The sequence below is a fragment of the Amycolatopsis albispora genome (assembly GCF_003312875.1).
Lineage (GTDB): Bacteria > Actinomycetota > Actinomycetes > Mycobacteriales > Pseudonocardiaceae > Amycolatopsis > Amycolatopsis albispora.
The window spans coordinates 5,659,663-5,678,667 of sequence record NZ_CP015163.1 but is presented as its reverse complement, the minus strand read 5'-3'; the positions used below and the strand labels follow the sequence as shown (position 1 = coordinate 5,678,667).

Annotated in this window: 22 protein-coding genes; 11 read left to right on the top strand and 11 right to left on the bottom strand. The window is 70.8% G+C overall.

The window, feature by feature from the left end; genetic code table 11:
- Position 1 precedes the first annotated feature (1 nt).
- Positions 2–910, bottom strand: coding sequence for an AraC family transcriptional regulator (locus tag A4R43_RS26765; protein WP_162788606.1), 909 nt, complete (start codon positions 908–910; stop codon positions 2–4).
- Positions 911–1,130: 220 nt separating this feature from the next.
- Complete coding sequence (locus A4R43_RS26760; protein WP_236808299.1) at positions 1,131–1,769, bottom strand: HNH endonuclease family protein; 639 nt, start codon at positions 1,767–1,769, stop codon at positions 1,131–1,133.
- 191 nt (positions 1,770–1,960) lie between these two features.
- Here A4R43_RS26760 and A4R43_RS26755 point away from each other — a divergent pair, with 191 nt between their 5' ends.
- Positions 1,961–2,488, top strand: coding sequence for a P-loop nucleotide/nucleoside kinase family protein (locus A4R43_RS26755; protein ID WP_236808297.1), 528 nt, complete (start codon positions 1,961–1,963; stop codon positions 2,486–2,488).
- Positions 2,489–2,544: 56 nt separating this feature from the next.
- On the opposite strand, the gene A4R43_RS26750 is transcribed toward A4R43_RS26755, so the two are convergent.
- Positions 2,545–3,099, bottom strand: a complete 555-nt coding sequence (locus A4R43_RS26750; RefSeq protein WP_113694831.1) for a sigma-70 family RNA polymerase sigma factor — start codon at positions 3,097–3,099, stop codon at positions 2,545–2,547.
- Positions 3,100–3,189: 90 nt separating this feature from the next.
- Here A4R43_RS26750 and A4R43_RS44510 point away from each other — a divergent pair, with 90 nt between their 5' ends.
- Complete coding sequence (locus A4R43_RS44510) at positions 3,190–3,900, top strand: zf-HC2 domain-containing protein (protein WP_113694830.1); 711 nt, start codon at positions 3,190–3,192, stop codon at positions 3,898–3,900.
- A gap of 11 nt (positions 3,901–3,911) precedes the next feature.
- On the opposite strand, the gene A4R43_RS26740 is transcribed toward A4R43_RS44510, so the two are convergent.
- Positions 3,912–4,319 carry a CoA-binding protein gene (locus A4R43_RS26740; RefSeq protein ID WP_113694829.1) on the bottom strand — a complete coding sequence of 136 codons (408 nt, stop codon included), beginning with the start codon at positions 4,317–4,319 and terminating at the stop codon, positions 3,912–3,914.
- A gap of 159 nt (positions 4,320–4,478) precedes the next feature.
- Here A4R43_RS26740 and A4R43_RS42925 point away from each other — a divergent pair, with 159 nt between their 5' ends.
- Positions 4,479–4,649, top strand: a complete 171-nt coding sequence (locus A4R43_RS42925) for a hypothetical protein (protein WP_162788605.1) — start codon at positions 4,479–4,481, stop codon at positions 4,647–4,649.
- On the opposite strand, the gene A4R43_RS26735 is transcribed toward A4R43_RS42925, so the two are convergent.
- Genes A4R43_RS26735 through paaI form a run of 6 tightly spaced genes read right to left on the bottom strand, consistent with a single transcriptional unit; the run spans position 4,646 to position 9,533 of the window.
- Positions 4,646–5,047, bottom strand: a complete 402-nt coding sequence (locus A4R43_RS26735; protein WP_236808296.1) for a hypothetical protein — start codon at positions 5,045–5,047, stop codon at positions 4,646–4,648. The two genes, A4R43_RS42925 and A4R43_RS26735, sit on opposite strands and share 4 nt — an antisense overlap.
- On the bottom strand, positions 5,040–5,405 hold the full coding sequence (locus A4R43_RS26730; RefSeq protein WP_113694827.1) for a hypothetical protein: 366 nt from the start codon (positions 5,403–5,405) through the stop codon (positions 5,040–5,042). Before A4R43_RS26730 ends, A4R43_RS26735 begins: the two co-directional genes overlap by 8 nt.
- A gap of 22 nt (positions 5,406–5,427) precedes the next feature.
- Positions 5,428–7,287 carry a Na+/H+ antiporter gene (locus A4R43_RS26725; RefSeq protein WP_113694826.1) on the bottom strand — a complete coding sequence of 620 codons (1,860 nt, stop codon included), beginning with the start codon at positions 7,285–7,287 and terminating at the stop codon, positions 5,428–5,430.
- 7 nt (positions 7,288–7,294) lie between these two features.
- Positions 7,295–7,894, bottom strand: coding sequence for a TetR/AcrR family transcriptional regulator (locus A4R43_RS26720; RefSeq protein ID WP_113694825.1), 600 nt, complete (start codon positions 7,892–7,894; stop codon positions 7,295–7,297).
- Entirely contained in the window at positions 7,891–9,153 is a 1,263-nt protein-coding gene (gene paaK / locus A4R43_RS26715) for a phenylacetate--CoA ligase PaaK (protein ID WP_113694824.1), read from the bottom strand. The genes A4R43_RS26720 and paaK overlap by 4 nt, the downstream gene beginning before the upstream one ends.
- On the bottom strand, positions 9,150–9,533 hold the full coding sequence (gene paaI, locus A4R43_RS26710; RefSeq protein WP_113694823.1) for a hydroxyphenylacetyl-CoA thioesterase PaaI: 384 nt from the start codon (positions 9,531–9,533) through the stop codon (positions 9,150–9,152). The genes paaK and paaI overlap by 4 nt, the downstream gene beginning before the upstream one ends.
- Positions 9,534–9,639: 106 nt before the next feature.
- On the opposite strand from paaI, the gene A4R43_RS26705 reads away from it, so the two are divergent.
- The 8 genes from A4R43_RS26705 (at position 9,640) to paaE (ending at position 17,458) form a co-directional block, all read left to right on the top strand.
- On the top strand, positions 9,640–10,482 hold the full coding sequence (locus A4R43_RS26705; RefSeq protein ID WP_257791779.1) for a 3-hydroxyacyl-CoA dehydrogenase family protein: 843 nt from the start codon (positions 9,640–9,642) through the stop codon (positions 10,480–10,482).
- 5 nt (positions 10,483–10,487) lie between these two features.
- Positions 10,488–11,705, top strand: a complete 1,218-nt coding sequence (locus A4R43_RS26700; RefSeq protein WP_205215090.1) for a cytochrome P450 — start codon at positions 10,488–10,490, stop codon at positions 11,703–11,705.
- Positions 11,706–11,781: 76 nt separating this feature from the next.
- Positions 11,782–13,815, top strand: a complete 2,034-nt coding sequence (gene paaZ, locus A4R43_RS26695; protein ID WP_113694821.1) for a phenylacetic acid degradation bifunctional protein PaaZ — start codon at positions 11,782–11,784, stop codon at positions 13,813–13,815.
- Positions 13,812–14,762, top strand: a complete 951-nt coding sequence (gene paaA / locus A4R43_RS26690) for a 1,2-phenylacetyl-CoA epoxidase subunit PaaA (RefSeq protein WP_113694820.1) — start codon at positions 13,812–13,814, stop codon at positions 14,760–14,762. The genes paaZ and paaA overlap by 4 nt, the downstream gene beginning before the upstream one ends.
- On the top strand, positions 14,759–15,043 hold the full coding sequence (gene paaB, locus A4R43_RS26685; RefSeq protein WP_113694819.1) for a 1,2-phenylacetyl-CoA epoxidase subunit PaaB: 285 nt from the start codon (positions 14,759–14,761) through the stop codon (positions 15,041–15,043). The genes paaA and paaB overlap by 4 nt, the downstream gene beginning before the upstream one ends.
- A 7-nt stretch (positions 15,044–15,050) precedes the next feature.
- Positions 15,051–15,881, top strand: a complete 831-nt coding sequence (paaC, locus tag A4R43_RS26680; protein WP_113694818.1) for a 1,2-phenylacetyl-CoA epoxidase subunit PaaC — start codon at positions 15,051–15,053, stop codon at positions 15,879–15,881.
- A gap of 5 nt (positions 15,882–15,886) precedes the next feature.
- Positions 15,887–16,378, top strand: a complete 492-nt coding sequence (gene paaD, locus A4R43_RS26675) for a 1,2-phenylacetyl-CoA epoxidase subunit PaaD (RefSeq protein ID WP_113697897.1) — start codon at positions 15,887–15,889, stop codon at positions 16,376–16,378.
- Positions 16,379–16,387: 9 nt separating this feature from the next.
- Positions 16,388–17,458 (top strand): 1,2-phenylacetyl-CoA epoxidase subunit PaaE, encoded by a 1,071-nt coding sequence (gene paaE / locus A4R43_RS26670; protein WP_113697898.1) that lies wholly within the window; start codon positions 16,388–16,390, stop codon positions 17,456–17,458.
- Here paaE and A4R43_RS26665 read toward each other — a convergent pair.
- Entirely contained in the window at positions 17,435–18,955 is a 1,521-nt protein-coding gene (locus A4R43_RS26665; protein ID WP_113694817.1) for an MFS transporter, read from the bottom strand. The genes paaE and A4R43_RS26665 overlap by 24 nt on opposite strands.
- Positions 18,956–19,005 lie beyond the last annotated feature (50 nt).

The window sequence follows — 19,005 nt, the reverse complement described above, 5'->3', positions numbered from 1 at the left end:
CTTACCCGGCGCGGAATTCACTCGGCTTCGCGCCGAAGGTCCGGGTGAAGACGCGGCTGAAATGGGCGTGGCTGGTGAATCCGGCCTGCCGGGCGATCGCACCGATGGTTTCGTTCGTCCGGCTCGGGTCGGCCAGCATTTCCTTCGCCAGGACGAGGCGGCGGCGCCGGACGTAACCGGCGACCCCGTCCTCGTCCTCGAAGATCTGGTAGAGCGCGCTGCGGGAGATGTGGTGGGCGGCGGCGATCGAATCCACGTCGAGCCGCGGGTCGTCCAGCCGTTGCTGGATGTACTCGCGGATCTGCTGCTTGCGGGCCTGGCGCGGTTCGGGCGCGGCGGTCATCCCGAGCAGCGAGCGCACCACCAGGTCGGCCAGTCCGGTCAGGTAGTTCTCCGAGCCGAGCACGTCGAGGTCACCGGATTCGGCGAGGCTGTCGGCGGCGGTGGTGAGCAGGGTGCGCAGCGCGGGCGGGAGCGGCGTCGGCCGTCTGCGCAGCCGGTCCAGCTCGCGGCGGGAGACGGTGAGGCGGTCCGCCGCCACCCACATCGCGGTGGCCAGCCCGCGGGCGCGGCTGACCGCGCGCAGCGGGCCGGGCGCGGAGATCAGCAGCTCGCCGGGCGCGTGCATGATCTCCTGGCCGCCGGTGGTGATCCACCACGGCGAGTGCTCCAGCACGTAGAAGCCGACGAAGTCCGCGGACTCCTCGATGGACACCCGCACCGGCGGCAGGTCGGCCTGGGTGATCTTGCTGGTGGGCGAGCTGACCAGGGTGAGCCGCGCGGCGTGGTCGGCCTGGTCCGGCGAAGCGGGCTCGATGGTGGCCAGCCCGGCGGTGAACAACTGCACCGAGGCTTCGAACTCGGCCCAGGCCACGCCCTCGGGTGCCGAGGACAGGCGGCACCGGTGCATCGACTTTCCGTACCACCTGTGCATCCGGCACCTCCACCCGTGCTGCGGGATCAACGAAGTCCCGTGCCAGGCGCGCCCCCGAGCGCGTCTGGTCCGGTACGTTTGGGACGCCCGGACCAGCCGCTCATCACGCGAGTTTCATGTGACGAACATCACAGTAGCTCTGTTTCGGCTCCGCCGAAACGCGGGAGGTCGCTGAGTGGCGACCTCCCGGTATCGCCTACGAGCTGCAGGTGTTCAACATGGACTGGAGCGCGCTCTTTTCCGCGGACTGCGCGCGCAGGCCCCAGTAGTGCTTGGACCGGATCCACATCTTCGCGTAGGTGCAGCGGTACGAGGACACCGAAGGCTGCCACGAAGCCGGGTCCTGGTCGCCCTTGGCCTGGTTGACGTTGTCGGTGACGGCGATCAGCTGCGGCCGCGTGAGGTCGTTCGCGAACTGCTGGCGCTTGCTCGTGGTCCACGAGCTGGCCCCGGAGCGCCACGCCTCGGCCAGCGGCACGATGTGGTCGATGTCCACATCGGCCGCGTTGCTCCAGGTGGCGCCGTCGTACGGGCTGTACCAGCTGCCCGAGACCGCGGCGCAGGACGAGTCCTGGACCACGTTCCGGCCGTCCCGCTTGAGCACCGTTTCCCGCGTGTTGCAGCTGCCGGACACGGTGGACCAGTGCGGGAACAGGTCGCGCGAGTAACCCGAAAGGCTGCCTTCGGCGGCGACGGTCAGCGAGTTCAGCTCCGACTGCGCGGTGGACTTGCTCGGGATGTTCGGCGGGGTGGCACCGGCCGGGGTGGTGATCGTCACGGTGAGGGTGCTGGCGAACAACACGGCCGCGACGGCGGAAACGGTCCAGCGAGGCACAGGAACCTCCAGGTGGGGACGGTAATGGGCCCTGTGACGGTGACCGATCCGCATTGCACCTCGGTCGCCGGTGCGTAACCGGTTCACGACGCTTGGTGGAAACTTTCCGCGTGGACGGAGACGGGCGTACGGAACGATCCGGGCAGGCGGCTCGTTGCCCGCGCATGTGCCGGGCGAAGGTGGAACTGCCGGTGCCGGTTCGCGGGCTGGTGGTGGTCGCCGGCATTCCCGGGGCCGGCAAGAGCACGCTGCTGGCCCGCGCGGAGAACGAGGCGGGGGCCGCGCTGCTCGACTCCGACCAGGTCCGCGCCTGGTTCAGCGCGGTGCTGCCGTCGTGGGTGCGCTACCGCTGGTACCGGCCGCTGGTGCACCTCGGGCACCGCTCGCGGATCTTCCTGTTCGCCCTGCGCCGCGGCCGCGGGGTGGTGGCCCACGAGCCAGCCACCAGGGCGACCACGCGTGCGCTGCTGATCGTGATGGCCGTGCTCGCCGGGCGCAGCCGCCACCTGCTGTGGGTGCACACCACCCCGGGTGAGGCCGCAGCCGGTCAGCGGGCGCGCGGGCGGGTGCTGGCCGAAAGCTCGTTCATCCGGCACGTGCGGCGGGCGGCGAGGGTGGAACGCGGGCTGGCGGACGGGCGCCCGCCGCGTGGCTGGCACACCGTGCAGGTGCTGGAACGGCCGCCGCTGGACACCCCGGTGGTGTTGTGCACACCCTGATCGGGAGTTGTCCACAGGGGTTGTCCACATGTGGGTGAACGCAACATCACCCCGGGTCACCAGCCGGTGGTCGCCGATCGACGGCCGCCGTCACCCTGGGCCAGCGCCGCGGTGAGCTCGTCCCTGGCGCGGAACACCCTGGACCGGATGGTGCCGACCGCGCACTCGCAGATCTCGGCCGCCTCGGCGTAGGACAGCCCGCTGATCTGGGTGAGCACGAACGCCTCGCGCCGGTCCTCGTCCAGCTTGCCGATCAGCTGCTGGAGCACCACCAGCCTGCCGTGGTCCGGCGTGTTCACCGTCTCGGCCGCGGTGTCCTCGAGCGGCGTGGTGCGCGGGCGGCGGCGGTTTCCGCGCAGGTGGTCGGCGGCGACCCGCTTCGCGATGGCCAGCAGCCACATCCGCGCGGGGGAGCGGCCGGCGAACCGCGGCAGCGCGGCGAAGGCACGCAGATAGGTCTCCTGCACCAGGTCCTCGGCCGAGCCGGGATCGGACAGGTAGCTCAGCAGGCGGTGCAGCTGGTGGCGGGTGGCGGCGACGAACTGCTCGGCGGCGCGCCGGTCGCCGCCCGCCGCGCGGAACGCGTGGCGGGTGATCTCGTCGTCATCCACAAGGGATCACCCTATGCGGTGGGGTAACCGTTTTGCCAACACTCGCCGGGATGCGGGAACTTTCCCGGACCGGCCGACGACTGAACAGCCATGGAGTGTTCGACCGTTCGCGAGGGGATTTCGGCGACGCTGGACGGTGAGGACCCTGGCGTGCCGGTGGCCGAGCTGGAGGCGCACGTCGAGGGCTGCGCCGACTGCGCCGCCTGGCAGGAGGCGGCGGCGGGGATCACCAGGCTGGCCCGGCTGGCGCCGGTGGGGGAGCCGCCGGTGGTGCCGGACCGGGTGTACGCCAGGGTGGCCGCGAAACCGGGCGTGGACCGGCTGCGGTGGGCGCTGGTGCTGGTCGCCGTGTGCCAGTTCTCGGTGGTGGTTTCGCAGCTGCTGATGCCGATGCCGGGCATCACCGGCGCCGCGCACGGCGGTCACCTGCAGCACGAGACCGCCGCGTTCAACTTCGCCATCGCGGTCGGGCTGCTGTTCGTGGCCGCGCGGCCGTACCGCGCGCGGACGCAGCTGCCGCTGCTGCTCAGCTTCGCCGGGGTGCTGGTGTTTCTGTCCATTGTGGACGTTCTGGGCGGGCAGGTCGGCTGGTACCGGCTGAGCGGGCACGTGCCGCTGCTGCTCGGCGTGCTGTGCACCATCCTGCTCGGCTTCGGCCGGTGGCGGGCGCCGGAACCGGGCAGCCACGTGCACGAGGACGCCGACACGTTCGTCGCCAGCGCGGACGCCGAGCCGTCCCGCCCGAAGCGCCGCCCCCGCACCGACCGCCACCAGCCACCGGCGGCGAAGCGGGTCGCCTAGCCGGGGCGGCGCTAGTTCTTCCGGGCGCCGGAGAGGGCGCGGACCACGGCCATGCACTGGTCCTCGACGTAGTCCAGCCCGCCCTCTTCGGCGATCCGGCGTGCTTCGGGCGAGACGATGTCCTGCTGCAGCCACAGCGCCTTGGCGCCGACGGCCACCGCCTGCCGGGCGATCTCCGGTGCCTCGGCGGCCGGGCGGAACACGTTCACGATGTCGATCGGCTCGGGGATCTCGGCCAGCTTGCGGTAGGCGGGCTCGCCGAGCAGGGTGTCCGCGCTCGGGTGCACCCCGAGCACGCGGAACCCGGCGGCTTGCATCGCGGCGGGCACCGAATGCGCGGCCTTTTCCGGGTTCGTGCTCAGCCCGACCACGGCGATGGTGCGGTGCTCGGCGAGCAGCCGCTCGGCCAGTTCGATCATGGTTTGCCTCCGGTGGGTTCCTGTCCGGTTCAACCGCCTGGCCGCGCCGCCGATTCCCGGCCCCGAAACGACCGCGCGCGAACGGGCGTCCCGGGCGTAAAATCGGCGCGGCTAAGGAGGCGTCATGAGGACGGTCACCTGGGAAGAGGGACGGCGGTCATGACGGGCGGAGCCCGGCGGTTCGGCCGCCGGTGCCGGCATGACTTCGAGGTCGCGGAAACGCACCACCACGAGGTGGGCCAGCAGCCGCGGCCGCAGCAGAGCACCGCCGAGCAGCCGAGAACCACCGACACCGACCAGCGGAACCCCGGCCGCGAGAACCAGCGCTAGCGGGCGCGGGTCCGGCGGATCCAGAGCAGCCCGAGCACGGGCAGCACCAGCGGGATGAACAGGTAGCCCTTCCCGTAGGCGGACCACACCGTGGCGTGCGGGAAGGCGGCCGGGTCGACCAGGCTGAACGTGCCGATCGCCAGCACCCCGGCCAGCTCGAACAGGCACGACGCGGTGGCCACCCGGCGCCCGCCGCGGTTGCCCCTGGCCAGGCCGAAGGTGGCCAGGATGTACACCACCGCGGCCACCGCCGAAAGCGAGTAGGCCAGCGGGGCCTCGTCGAACCTGGTGGCGATCTGCACGGCCGAGCGCGAGGTCGCGCCGATGGCGAAGATCGCGTACACCGCCACCAGCACCCGGCCGGGCCCGGTGCTGGTGGTGGGCTTGGTCTCAGGCACCACGCAACTCCCAGATCTGCTGCATCCGCACGATCATCACCGGCAGCACCAGGCAGGCCACGAGCAGCACACCGGTGCCCCACCGGGTGCGCTCGGCCATCGACCACAGCACCGCGATCGGCAGGATCACCAGGATGCCGGCCAGATAGGCGATGAACTCCGGGCCGTTGACCGGCCGGTCGGTGTTCGCGAAGTTGACGATCCCGGCGACGGACTGCACCAGCAGTCCCAGTTCGAGCACCGCGAGGGCGCCGTAGAGCGGCCGGTTCGGCGGGCGGTTGCGCAGCACGTGCACCAGCACCCACACCGCACCCACGAGGGTGGCGATGATGAGCGCGGTCGCGAGGCCATTGATCATGATTTCACCGCGTCCAGCCTAGCTAGCCCAGGTTCGCGTCGACGAAGCACCAGCGCCAACTCTCGCCGGGCTCGAAGCTGCGCATGACCGGGTGCCGCGTGTCGTGGAAGTGGGCGCTCGCGTGCTTGCCGGGTGACGAGTCGCAGCAGCCGACGTGACCGCACGCCAGGCACAGGCGCAGGTGCACCCACGAAGAGCCGTCGCGCAGGCACTCGGCGCAGCCGTCCGGGGTTTCCGGCTCGGTGTCCGCGGGTGCCTTCGCCAGGTGCTTGCAGCTGCCCGCGGTGGCGGCGGGGGTGCTCAGCTCGCGCTCGTCGTCGAGGTCGACGTCCTCCGGCTCGGTGAGCATGGACTCCTCGATGTCGAGCGCTTCGAGCACGCGCCGCAGTACATCGTCGTCCACCCGTCCGGACGAGCGCGCTTCGAGCAGCACCCGGCGCTCGGCCTCCAGCATTTCGCGGCGCAGGCGGGTGTAGACGTCACTCGGTGTCTCGGTCAGCTCGCTCTGGCGGCCGAGCTGCTCCCACGCCGAATCCGAGCGGTGGCTCAGCCGGTCGCGCAGCCGCTCGACCACCTCCGGCGGGTCCTCCTCGCGGCGCACCCGGTCCAGCTCGTCGAGCGCGGCGCGGGTCATGTCGTGCAGCAGCGCCGCCTCCTGGAGCGCGTCCTCGGCGGGATCGGGCGGCGGCAGGCCGAGCCACCGGACCAGCCTCGGCAGGGTCATGCCCTGGAGCAGCAGCGTGCCGGCCACCACCACAAACGCGGCGAGCACCAGCACCGGCCGGTGCGGGGTGTCGGCGGGCAGCACGAACGCGGCGGCCAGGGTGACCACACCCCGCATGCCAGCCCAGGAAATCACCGCCGAGTACGACCACGGCCAGGCTTTTCCCCGCAGAAGCCGGCGGATGGTGCCGATGCCGAACATCCAGGCGATCCGGGTCAGCACGGTGGCCGCGAGCACCGCCGCGCACACCCCGGCCAGCGCGCCGATGCCCAGCTCGGAGCGGCCCGCCTCGTCCAGGATGCGCCGCAGTTGCAGCCCGATCAGCAGGAAGACCAGGTTCTCCAGCAGGAACTGCACGGTCCGCCAGTTCAGCCGGTTCGCCAGCCGCGACGAGCCCGACAGCATGCGTGGCTCGTGGTTGCCCATCATCAGCCCGGCGATCACCACGGCCAGCACGCCGGAGCCGTGGACCTCCTCGGCGGCCAGGTACGCGGCGAACGGGACCACCAGCGAGGTCGCGGTGTCCAGCACGGGGTCTTCCATCCGCGCCCGCAGCAGGTAGGCGATCTTCCCGGCGACCAGGCCGACCAGCACGCCACCACCGGCCGCGAGCAGGAAGTCGCCGCCGACCTCGAGCAGGGACACCGAACCGGCGATGGCGGCGATCGCGGTGCGCAGCGCGACCAGCGCCGACGCGTCGTTGAGCAGGCTTTCGCCCTCGAGGATGCGCACGATCCGGCGTGGCATGCCGACCCGGCGCGCGACGGCCGTGGCGGCGACCGCGTCCGGCGGCGCGACCACCGCGCCCAGCGCCAGCCCGGCGGCCAGCGGCAGCCCGGGAATGACCAGCCAGGTGACCAGGCCGACGCCGATCGTGGTGAACGCCACCAGCCCGACCGACAGCAGCCCGATCGGCCCGCGGTTGCGCCGGATGTCGACCAGCGACGTGCGGATCGCGGTGGCGTAGAGCAGCGGGGGCAGCAGCCCGAGCAGCACCACTTCGGGATGCAGTTCGTACTCGGGCACCCCGGGCACGAAGGACGCGCCGACCCCGGCGAGCACCAGGCACAGCGGCTCGGACCAGTCGAACCGGCGCGCGATCGCGGTCACCACGAGCACGGCCACGATGAGCCCGACGAGCTGGGCGGCTATCTCCACCCGGACATCATCCCCGGCGCAGGCCGGAGAAAGCGATCTTGCAGATGGCGTCCGCGAGTTCGTCACCCGACGCGCCACCACGCGGCCGGTACCACTCGATCAGCGAGTTCACCATGCCGAACAGCAGCCTGCTGGTCACCGCCGGATCGACGTCCGGGCGCACGTCACCCTCGGCCTCGGCGGCCTTCACCAGATCGGTGACGATCCGGTCGAACTCGCGGCGGCGGGCCAGCGCGGCGCGCTCCACCTTCGTGTTGCCGCGGACCCGGAGCAGCAGCGTGACGAACGGCAGCCGCTCGACCAGCACCGCGACGCTGCCGCGCACCAGCCGTTCCAACCGGTCGATCGCGGGGCCGTCACCGTCGGCCACCTCGTCGGCGACCGCGAACAGCCCGTCGAGCGCGCGATCCACGGCCAGCCGGAGCATCTCCTCCTTGCTCGGCACGTGGTGGTAGATCGCCGACTTGGTGATGCCCAGCTTCTTGGACAGGTCCTCCATGCTGGTGCCGTCGTAACCGCGCTCGTTGAACAGCTTCACCGCCACGGTGAGCAGCGACTCCAGGTCGTAGCCCGGCCTGCCCCGGCGGCCCGGTTTGGCCGTGGTCATGCCCGCTCTCGCCGGTCGAGCACACGCCGCATCTTGCCCATCGAACGCTCCAGGGTGTCCGGGTCGACCACCGACACGTCGACGGTGACGCCCACGCTGTCCTTCACCTCGCGCACCAGCTCGGCGGCCGCCGCGGCGCGCTGCTCGGCGGTAGCCCCCTCCCGCGCCTCCACGTGCACGGTGAGGTGGTCCATCCGTTCCGGCCGGGTGAGCACCAGCTGGAAGTGCGGGGCCAGCGCCTCGGCACGCAGCACGATCTCCTCGATCTGGGTGGGGAACAGGTTGACCCCGCGCAGGATGATCATGTCATCGGTGCGCCCGGTGACCTTCTCCATCCGCCGGAACTCCGGCCGCGCGGTGCCCGGCAGCAGCCGCGTGAGGTCCCGCGTGCGGTACCGGATGATCGGCAGCGCCTCCTTGGTCAGCGAAGTGAACAGCAGTTCACCGCGTTCGCCCTCACCGAGCACGGTCTCGTCGACCGGGTCGATCACCTCGGGGTAGAAGTGGTCCTCCCAGATGTGCAGCCCGTCCTTGGTCTCCACGCACTCCTGCGCGACGCCGGGGCCCATCACCTCGGACAGCCCGTAGATGTCCACGGCGTCGATGTTCATCCGCTCTTCGATCTCCGCGCGCATCTGCTCGGTCCACGGCTCGGCGCCGAAGATGCCGATCTTGAGCGAGGTGGACCGCGGGTCGACGCCCTGCCGTTCGAACTCGTCGAGCAGGGTGAGCAGGTAGGTCGGGGTGACCATGATGATCTCGGGGCGGAAGTCGGTGATCAGCTGCACCTGGCGCGCGGTCATGCCGCCGGACGCCGGGATCACCGTGCAGCCGAGCTTCTCCGCGCCGTAGTGCGCGCCGAGCCCGCCGGTGAACAGGCCGTAGCCGTAGGCCACGTGCACCTTGTGGCCCGGACGGCCGCCGGCGGCCTCGATCGAGCGCGCCATCACGGTGGCCCAGGTGTCGAGGTCGCGCTCGGTGTAGCCGACCACGGTGGGCTTGCCGGTGGTGCCGCTGGAGGCGTGGATGCGGCGGACCTGGTCCTGCGGCACGGCGAACATGCCGAACGGGTAGTTCTCCCGCAGGTCGTGCTTGGTGGTGCAGGGGAACTTCGCCAGGTCGGCCAGCGATCGGCAGTCCGACGGCTTCACCCCGGCCTCGTCGAACTTCCTGGTGTAGAGCGGCACGTTGCGGTAGGCGTGCTCGAGTGTCCACTGCAGACGTTCCAGCTGGACGGCCTGGAGCTCGGATGCTTTCACGACTTGTCCTTCTGTCCGATCACGCGGCTGCGGCCGCGGAACTCCGCGATCACCGCGCCGTCCGCCCGGCACACGGTCACGTCGTAGATCCCGTTGCGCCCGTAGCGCGTGCGCTCGGTCGCGGTCGCGGTGAGTTCGTCACCGAGCCGGGCCGAGGCCACGAAGTTGATCTCCGCGCCCGCCGCCACGGTCACCGGGCCGTGGCTGTTGCAGGCGCAGGCGAAAGTGGTGTCGGCGAGCAGGAAGAGGTAGCCGCCGTGGGCGATGTCGTGCCCGTTCACCATCGCCGAGGTGACCTTCATCCGCGCGACGGCGGTGCCGCCGGCGGCCTCGACGAGTTCGATGCCCAGCGCCCTGGACGCCTCATCGGCCTCGAACATGCGGTGTGCGGCTGTGGGATCCATCGGCTCCCTACTCTTGCTAACTGACCGAATGGACGGTTAATAATGTTTCCGGCCGGAATCGGTGTCAAGTGCGGAGGTGCGCGTGGAGGCGATCGGGGTCATCGGCGGTGGCCGGATGGGGGCGGGGATCGCGCAGGTCTTCGCCGCGGCCGGGACGCGGGTGCACGTCGTGGAGGGCGACGCGGCGGCGGCCGACGCCGCGTATGAACGCGTGTTCACCGGACTGCGCGGGGCGGCCGAACGCGGCAAGCTCGACGGCACGCCGGAGCGGGTGATGGAGCGGGTGAGCGTCGGCTCGGCGATCTCCGGGCTGCCGTCGGACGCCGCGCTGGTGGTCGAGGCCGTGCCGGAGACGATCAAGCTGAAACTGGACGTGCTGACCGCCGCGGAGCAGGCCGTCGGCCCGGACACCGTGCTCGCCACCAACACCAGCTCGCTGTCCATCACCGAGCTCGCCGCCGCGCTGACCAGGCCGGACCGGTTCATCGGCATGCACTTCTTCAACCCGGTGCCCGCGTCGAAGCTGGTCGAGGTGGTGCTCGGGCCGGAGACCGCCGCCGCCGTGCGCGACCAGGTGCTCAACTGGGTCGGGCTGCTCGGCAAGAACGAGGTGGTCGTGCGCGACTCACCGGGCTTCGCCACCAGCAGGCTCGGCGTGATGCTCGGCCTCGAAGCCATCCGCATGCTGGAGGAGGGCGTGGCCGACGCCGAGTCGATCGACCGCGCGATGGAGCTGGGCTACCGGCACCCGATGGGCCCGCTGCGGTCCACCGACCTGGTCGGCCTGGACGTGCGGCTGGCCATCGCCGAATACTTGGCGAGCACGCTCGGCGACCGCTTCGAGCCGCCGCGGCTTCTGCGGGAAAAAGTCGCCAGGGGCGAACTGGGCCGCAAGACGGGCAAGGGTTTCCACGACTGGAGCTGACGGCCATGCCGGACGTGTTCGATCCGACGGTTTTCGCCGCGGGCCTGCCGCACGAAGCCTTCCGCGAGCTGCGTGACACCGCGCCGGTCGCCTGGCAGGAGGAGCCGGAGGTGCTCGGCTGGCCAGCCGGTCCCGGCTACTGGGCGGTCACCAGGCACGCCGACGTCAAGCACGTGCTGCGCACGCCGGAGGTCTTCTCGTCCTGGCTCGGGGCCACGCAGATCCGCGATCCCGAGCCGGACGACCTGGCGTTCATCCGCCGGATGATCCTGAACATGGACGCGCCGGAGCACAACCGGCTGCGCAAGGTGGTCGCCGCGGTGTTCACCCGCAGGCGGCTCGAACGCTCGGCCGAGCGGATCGCCGAACGCGCGCGGAAGCTGATCGGCGCGGTCGCCGGGAACGGCGAGTGCGACCTGCCGGTCGACGTGACCGACGACTTCCCGCTGCTCAACCTGGCCGACCTGCTCGGCGTGCCCGCCGAGGACCGCGAACTGCTGCTGCACTGGACGAACCGGGTGATCGGCTACCAGGACCCCGAGCACGCCGAGGTGGTGCTCGGCGAGGACGGCAAGCCGCTGAACCCGCGGTCGCCGGCGATGCTGGCGGACATGTTCGCCTACGCGCGGCAGCTCGCCGAGCGCAAGCGCGCCGAACCCGGCGATGACCTGATGACCGCGCTCGTCCGCGCCGATCTCGACGGCGCCGAGCTGGACATGTTCTTCTTCCTGGTGGTCATCGCGGGCAACGACACCGTGCGCAGCGCACTGCCCGGCGGGGTGCTCGCGCTGGTCGAGCACCCCGGGCAGTACGCGCGCCTGCGGGCGCACCCCGAGCTGCTGCCGAGCGCGATCGAGGAGATGCTGCGCTGGCACCCGCCCGTGCTCAGCTTCCGGCGGACCGCCACCCGCGACGTCGAACTCGCCGGTCAGCGCATTCGCGAGGGCGACAAGGTGGTGGTCTACCACGCGTCGGCGCATTTTGACGAACGCGCGTTCACGAACCCGTTCGACTTCGACATCACCCGCGAGCCGAACGACCACCTGGCCTTCGGGCAGGGGCCGCACCTGTGCCTCGGCGCGCACTTCGGCCGCCTGCAGATGAGGATCTTCTTCACCGAGTTCCTGCGTGCGCTGCCGCAGGTCGAACTGGGCGGGGAGGTCCGGCATCTGACGTCGAACTTCATCAACGGGGTGCTCCACCTGCCGCTGCGCTGGGGCTGAGCGCTGGTGTTCACCGGCGCGGCCGGTTACAGTACTTACTGAACGTACGGTTGGTAATTCCGGGAGGTCGGACTCGATGGCAGTGCTCCGCAGCTACGTCTCGGGTGCTTGGCACACGCCGGACGCGGAAGGCGTCCCGCTGCACGACGCGGTCACCGGGGACGAGGTGGCCCGGATTTCCTCCGCCGGGGTGGACATGGGCGCGGCGCTGGAGCACGGGCGCCGGGTCGGCGGCCCCGCCCTGCGTGAGCTGACCTTCCACCAGCGCGCGGCGATCCTGAAGTCGCTCGGCCTGTACCTGCGCGAGCACCGCGACGAGCTGTACGCGTTGTCCGCGCGCACCGGCGCCACGCTCGGCGACTCGAAGTTCGACGTGGACGGCGGCATGGGCGTGCTGCTCAGCTACGCCAGCAAGGCCAAGCGCGAGCTGCCGAACGACACGGTCTACGTGGACGGCGCGGTCGAGCCGCTGAGCAAGGGCGGCACCTTCGTCGCGCAGCACATCGCCACCCCGCTGCGGGGGGTCGCGGTGCAGATCAACGCGTTCAACTTCCCGGTGTGGGGGCCGCTGGAGAAGTTCGCGCCCGCCTTCATCGCCGGGGTGCCGAGCCTGGTCAAGCCGGCCAGCCAGACCGCCTACCTGACCGCGCGGCTGGTCGAGCTGATCGTCGAGTCCGGGCTGCTGCCCGAGGGCGCGCTGCAGTTCGTCGCGGGCAGTGCCGGTGACCTGCTCGACCACGTCACCGGGCAGGACCTGGTGTCGTTCACCGGTTCCGCGTCCACCGCGCAGCACCTGCGCGCGCACCCGGCGGTGGTGCGGAACTCGGTCCGGTTCAACGCCGAGGCCGACTCGCTGAACCTGTCCGTGCTCGGCCCCGACGCCAAGCCGGGCACCACCGAATTCGATCTCTACGTCAAGCAACTGGTCACCGAGATGACGGTCAAGGCGGGGCAGAAGTGCACCGCGATCCGGCGCGCGTTCGTGCCCGCCGAGCTGATCGACGACGTCGCGCAGGCCGCGAGCGAGCGGCTGGCGAAGGTCACCATCGGCAACCCCACCAGCGAAGGCGTGCGGATGGGCGCGCTGGCCAGCCTGGAGCAGCGCGAGGAAGTCCGGCGCTCGCTGAAGTCCCTGCTCGACGCCGGTCGCGTCGTCTTCGGCGACCCCGAGCGCGTTGACGTGGTGGACGCGGACCCCGAGCGCGGCGCGTTCATCTCGCCGGTGCTGCTGCGCGCCGACGACCCGGACCGCGCCGAACCGCACGAGGTCGAGGCGTTCGGCCCGGTGTCCACGCTGATCCCGTTCACCTCGGTGGACCAGCTGGTCGGCCTCGCCGCCCGCGGCCAGGGCAGCCTGGCCGGTTCGGTGGTCACCGGTGACGCGGCCTTCGCCCGCGAGGTGGTCATCGGGGTCGCGCCGTGGCACGGCAGGTTGCTGGTGCTCGACGCCGACGACGCGAAGGAGTCCACCGGGCACGGCTCGCCGATGCCGCAGCTGGTGCACGGCGGCCCGGGTCGCGCGGGTGGCGGCGAGGAGATGGGCGGCATGCGCGGTGTGCTGCACCACATGCAGCGCACCGCCGTGCAGGGCAGCCCGAAGGTGCTGGCCGCGGTGACCGGCCGGTGGGTCGACGGCGCCGACCGGACCACCGCCGAGGTGCACCCGTTCCGGAAGTCCTTGGCGGAGCTGAAGATCGGCGACTCGGTGACCGCCGGCCCGCGCACGGTGACGCTGGCGGACATCGAGCACTTCGCTGAGTTCACCGGCGACACCTTCTACGCGCACATGGACGAGGAAGCCGCGGCGGCCAACCCGTTCTTCGGCGGGCGGGTGGCGCACGGCTACCTGATCGTGTCGTTCGCGGCCGGGCTTTTCGTTTCCCCCGAACCGGGTCCGGTGCTGGCCAACTACGGCCTGGAAAACCTGCGTTTCCTCACCCCGGTGTTCCCCGGTGACGCGCTCACCGTGACGCTGACCGCCAAGCAGATCACCCCACGCGAAAATGCCGAATACGGCGAAGTGCGGTGGGATGCGGAGGTGACCAAACAGGACGGTACGTCGGTCGCCAGGTACGACGTGCTCACGCTGGTGGAGAAGGAGGCGAAATGACCGCCGTCGCCGAACTGTCCGAAGAGGACCTGCAGGCCCACTTCGAGCACACCATCGAGCGCGACCAGCGGATCGAGCCGCGCGACTGGATGCCAGACGGCTACCGGAAGACGATGATCCGCCAGATCGCCCAGCACGCGCACTCCGAGATCATCGGCATGCAGCCGGAGGGCGACTGGATCACGCGCGCGCCCTCGCTGCGGCGCAAGGCGATCCTGCTGGCCAAGGTGCAGGACGAGGCCGGGCACGGGCTGTACCTGTACTCGGCGTCGACCACGCTGGGCGCCGACCGCGCCGAGCTGACCGACAAGCTGATCAACGGCAGGCAGAAGTACTCCTCGATCTTCAACTACCCGACGCTGACCTTCGCCGACGTCGGCGTGATCGGCTGGCTGGTGGACGGCGCGGCGATCTGCAACCAGGTCCCGTTGTGCCGCAGTTCCTACGGCCCGTACGCGCGGGCGATGATCCGGATCTGCAAGGAGGAGTCCTTCCACCAGCGGCAGGGCTACGAACTGCTGATGACCATGATGCGCGGCACCGAGGCGCAGCGCGAAATGGTGCAGGACGCGGTGAACCGCTGGTGGTGGCCGTCGCTGATGATGTTCGGCCCGCCGGACGCCGAGTCGCCGAACACCGCGCAGTCGATGGCGTGGAAGATCAAGCGCCACACCAACGACGAACTGCGGCAGCGGTTCGTGGACATGTCGGTGCCGCAGGCCGAGGCGCTCGGGGTCACCTTCCCGGACCCCGATCTCCAGTGGAACGCCGAGCGCGGGCACTACGACTTCGGCGAGATCGACTGGTCCGAGCTCAAGCGCGTGATCTCGGGTGACGGCCCGTGCAACGCCGAGCGGATCGCGCGCCGCCGCAAGGCGCAGGAGGACGGCGCCTGGGTGCGCGAGGCAGCCGCCGCGCACGCGGCGAAGAAGGGGGCGACGGCATGAAGCACGACTGGCCGCTGTACGAGGTGTTTGTCCGTGGCAAGCGCGGGCTGAACCACGTGCACGTGGGCTCGCTGCACGCCGCGGACGACGAGATGGCCGTGCGGCACGCCCGCGACCTGTACACCCGGCGCAACGAAGGCGTGAGCATCTGGGTGGTCAAGGCCGCCGACATCACCGCGTCCAGCCCGGACGAGAAGGACCCGTTCTTCGCGCCCAGCGGCGACAAGGTGTACCGGCACCCCACCTTTTACGACATCCCCGACAACGTTCCCCACATGTGAGTGCCTGATGTCCTTTGACAACGCCTACGAAGCGCTCACCGAGGGCGCCGACGACTCCCGCTGGGCGTTCGGCACCGGCTTCGACGACCCGCTCGCCGGCATCGACACCACCGTTCCGTCCGATGTGGACGCCGGGGAACTGGCGGCGCGGTGCCTCGCACTCGGTGACGACGCGCTGATCATGTCGCACCGGCTGCAGGAGTGGTGCACCAACGCGCCCGAGCTGGAGGACGAGGTCGCGCTCGCGAACATCGGGCTCGACCTGCTCGGGCAGGCGCGGCTGCTGCTGGCGCGGGCGGGCAAGGCCGACGGCAGCGGTCGCGGTGAGGACGAGCTGGCCTTCCTGCGTGACAGCCACGAATTCCGCAACGTCCGGCTGGTCGAACTGGCCAATGGGGACTTCGCGTTCTCGATCGCCAGGCTGCTGGTGTTCAGCACCTGGCGGCTGGCCCTGTGCCAGCGGCTGACCTCGTCGGCGGACCAGGTGCTCGCGGCGATCGCGGCCAAGGCGGTCAAGGAACTGACCTACCACCGCGACTACGCGGCACAGTGGACGGTCCGGCTCGGGGACGGAACCGAGCTGTCGCACCAGAAGATGCAGTCCGGTTTGGACGCGGTGTGGCCGTACGTGGCGGAGTTGTTCGCCGGTACCGATTCCGGGCTGCGCGGGGAGTTCGACGACGTGCTCGCGCAGGTGCTTTCCGCCGCCACGCTGCGACTTCCGGACAGCCCGGCCGCCGAGGGTGGCGGGCGCGAAGGCTCGCACACCGCGGAACTGGAGTCGCTGCTCGCCGAAATGCAGAGCGTGGCGCGTGCGCACCCCGGAGCGAAGTGGTGATCACCATGCTGGACGCGCGTTCCGTGGCCGAAACCGTCACTGATCCCGAACTGCCGATGGTGACGCTGGCCGAGCTGGGCGTGCTGCGTGAGGTGTCCGAAGAGGACGGACGGGTGACGGTGGCGATCACGCCGACCTACACCGGCTGCCCGGCCATGGACACCATGCGCGACGACCTCGAACACGCCTTGCGCCGCGCCGGATACCGCGAGGTCGAGGTGCGCACCGTGCTGCACCCGGCGTGGACCACCGACTGGATCAGCGAATCCGGGCGTCGCAAGCTCGCCGAAGCGGGCATCGCGCCGCCGGGTGCCGCGCCGAAGCGGACCTCCGGCCCGATCCCGCTCACGCTGAGCGCACCGCGGACGCGGACCGCCTGCCCGCACTGCGGTTCCGCCGACACCGAGCGGCTGTCGGAGTTCAGCGGCACCGCGTGCAAGGCGCTGAACCGCTGCCGCAGCTGTGCCGAGCCCTTCGAGCACTTCAAGGAGATCTGAGTGACGACGATGAAGACCCGCCGGCGCTCGGAGTTCCACTCGCTGCGGGTGGCCGGGGTGGAGCGCCTGTGCGCCGACGCCGTGGCGGTCACCTTCGACGTGCCGGCGGAACTGGCGGCGGACTACGAATTCCGGCCGGGGCAGTCGCTCACGCTGCGGCGGATGGTCGGCGACCGGGAGGAACGGCGGTCGTACTCGATCTGCGCGCCGGCGGGCGCGCGGCCGCGGATCGGCGTGCGCGAGGTGCCGGGCGGGCTGTTCTCCAGCTGGCTGGTGCACGAGGTGGTGCCGGGCGACCGGATCGAGGTGCTGCCGCCGACCGGGAACTTCACCCCCGACCTGGACCAGGCCGCGCACCACGTGCTGATCGCGGCCGGTTCCGGCATCACGCCGATCCTGTCCATCGTGGCCTCGGTGCTGGCGGATCCGAACTCCTCGGCGACCTTGCTCTACGGCAACCGCCGCAGCGACACCGTGATGTTCGCCGACGAGCTGGCCGACCTGAAGGACCGCTACCGCGAGCGGCTGGAACTGGTGCACGTGCTGTCCAGGGAGCCACGCGAAGCGGAGTTGTTCAGCGGACGCCTGGACGGCGAGAAGCTGAGCGCGTTGATCGACCGGCTGATGGACGCCGAGCGGGTGGACCACTGGTGGCTTTGCGGTCCGTACGGCATGGTCACCGACGCGCAGGACGTGCTGGAGCGCCGGGGTGTGCCGCGTGCGCGGGTGCACCAGGAACTGTTCTATGTGGACGATATGCCGCCCGCGCCGGTCCGCCACCCCGACGCGAGCATCGAGGGCCCGAGCAGCGAGGTGACCATCGTGCTGGACGGCCGGGCCACCACCGTGCCGCTGTCCCGCGAGGAGTCCATCCTGGACGGTGCGCAGCGGCTGCGGCCGGACCTGCCGTTCGCCTGCAAGGGCGGGGTGTGCGGCACCTGCCGGGCCAAGGTGACCGACGGGAAGGCCGACATGCGGCGCAACTTCGCCCTCGAAGCGTCCGAAGTGGACGCGGGCTTCGTGCTCACCTGCCAGACCTTCCCGGCGGCCGACGCGTTAACTGTGGACTTCGACTCGTGAGGACAGGTTGACCTGGCGCAGCAGCAGCGCGACCAGCGCGCCGCCGGCCAGCAGGACTCCGGCGCCGATCAGCATGGTCACGGTCATGCCGTCGGTGAACGCTTCGTAGGCACCACGCAGGAAACCGGGCGCCACTTCGGGCGGCAGGTGGGCGGCCACCGCCACCGCGCCGCCGAGCGTGTCGTGCGCGGCCGCGGCGGCCTCGGCCGGCAGCCCGGCCGGAATCTCCACATTGGACCGGTAGACCGCGGCGCCGATGGTGCCGAGCACCGCCATGCCCAGTGCCCCGCCGAATTCGGTGCTGGTCTCCGACAGCGCCGACGCCGCGCCCGCGCGTTCCGGCGGGGCGGTGGCCAGCACCACCTCGGTCGCCAGCACCGTCACGATGCCCATGCCGAGCGTCATCAGCCCGCCACCGGCGAGCAGCAGCGGCAGCCCGCTGTCCGGAGTGGAGAAGCTGAACACGACGTACCCCGAAGCACCGATCGCCAGCCCGCCACCGATCAGCGAGGCCGGGCGGACCTTGGTGGCCAGCGTGCTGCCGAGCGCCAGCCCGATGAACATGCCCACCATCGTCGGCAGTGTCCACAGTGCTGCTTCGAGCGGGCTGAAACCGAGCACCGACTGAAGGTACTGGGTGCTGAAGTAGGCCAGGCCCATCATCGCGAACTGGGTCACCGTGGTGGTGCCGATAGCGGTGCTGAACCGGCGGCCGGCGAACAGCCGGAGGTCGATCATCGGATCGTCCTGGGAGCGTTGCCGCTGCACAAAAACCACGCCGATGACCAGTCCGGCGGCCAGTGACGCGACTGGCTGCCAGCCACCCGTGCCCGCCGCGAGCTCCTTGATGCCGTAGATGATCGGCAGCACCGTGGCCAGCGACAGCGCCGCGCCGAGCAGGTCGAAGCGGCCGGGGCGCGGGTCGGTGAACTCGGGCAGCACCAGCGGCGCGAGCACCAGCAGCAGCACCATCACCGGCACGTTGATCAGGAACACCGAACCCCACCAGAAGTGCTCCAGCAGCAGGCCACCGGCGATCGGGCCGACCATCACGCCACCGGCGAAACCGCCGGTCCAGATGCCGATCGCGGCCCGGCGCTGGTCCGGATCGGTGAACATGTTCCTGATCAGGGCCAAAGTGGACGGTGCCAGGGTGGCACCGGCGACACCGAGCAGGGCACGCGCGGCGATCAGGAGTTCAGGGCTGGGGGCGAAGGCGGCGGCCACCGAGGCCAGGCCGAACAACGCGGCGCCGAACAACAGCAGGCGCCGCCTGCCGATCCGGTCGCCCAGCGAGCCCATCGTGATCAGCAGCCCGGCCAGCAGGAAGCCGTAGATGTCGATGATCCACAGCAGCTGGGTGCTGGTCGGGGTGAGGTCCTCGCTGAGGAACGGGATCGCGTAGAGCAGCACGCTCATGTCCATCGACACGAGCAGGCAGGCGAGCACGAGTACGGCGAGGCCGAACCAGTCCTTGCGGCTGGCTTTGGCGGTCATGGCAGGGTCCCCTCGGGAATACGGTGTACGCGGAGATTCTGCGTACAAGA

Excerpts from the sequence above, each read along its gene's own strand:
- A4R43_RS26665 (WP_113694817.1), bottom strand. The coding sequence starts at position 18,955 with ATGACCGCCAAAGCCAGCCGCAAGGACTGGTTCGGCCTCGCCGTACTC.
- A4R43_RS26720 (WP_113694825.1), bottom strand. The coding sequence starts at position 7,894 with ATGACCACGGCCAAACCGGGCCGCCGGGGCAGGCCGGGCTACGACCTG.
- paaD (WP_113697897.1), top strand. The coding sequence starts at position 15,887 with ATGCTGGACGCGCGTTCCGTGGCCGAAACCGTCACTGATCCCGAACTG.
- paaC (WP_113694818.1), top strand. The coding sequence starts at position 15,051 with ATGTCCTTTGACAACGCCTACGAAGCGCTCACCGAGGGCGCCGACGAC.
- paaE (WP_113697898.1), top strand. The coding sequence starts at position 16,388 with ATGAAGACCCGCCGGCGCTCGGAGTTCCACTCGCTGCGGGTGGCCGGG.
- A4R43_RS26740 (WP_113694829.1), bottom strand. The coding sequence starts at position 4,319 with ATGATCGAACTGGCCGAGCGGCTGCTCGCCGAGCACCGCACCATCGCC.
- A4R43_RS44510 (WP_113694830.1), top strand. The coding sequence starts at position 3,190 with ATGGAGTGTTCGACCGTTCGCGAGGGGATTTCGGCGACGCTGGACGGT.
- A4R43_RS26730 (WP_113694827.1), bottom strand. The coding sequence starts at position 5,405 with ATGATCAATGGCCTCGCGACCGCGCTCATCATCGCCACCCTCGTGGGT.
- A4R43_RS26700 (WP_205215090.1), top strand. The coding sequence starts at position 10,488 with ATGCCGGACGTGTTCGATCCGACGGTTTTCGCCGCGGGCCTGCCGCAC.
- paaZ (WP_113694821.1), top strand. The coding sequence starts at position 11,782 with ATGGCAGTGCTCCGCAGCTACGTCTCGGGTGCTTGGCACACGCCGGAC.
- paaI (WP_113694823.1), bottom strand. The coding sequence starts at position 9,533 with ATGTTCGAGGCCGATGAGGCGTCCAGGGCGCTGGGCATCGAACTCGTC.
- paaA (WP_113694820.1), top strand. The coding sequence starts at position 13,812 with ATGACCGCCGTCGCCGAACTGTCCGAAGAGGACCTGCAGGCCCACTTC.
- A4R43_RS26765 (WP_162788606.1), bottom strand. The coding sequence starts at position 910 with ATGCACCGGTGCCGCCTGTCCTCGGCACCCGAGGGCGTGGCCTGGGCC.
- A4R43_RS42925 (WP_162788605.1), top strand. The coding sequence starts at position 4,479 with ATGACGGGCGGAGCCCGGCGGTTCGGCCGCCGGTGCCGGCATGACTTC.
- paaB (WP_113694819.1), top strand. The coding sequence starts at position 14,759 with ATGAAGCACGACTGGCCGCTGTACGAGGTGTTTGTCCGTGGCAAGCGC.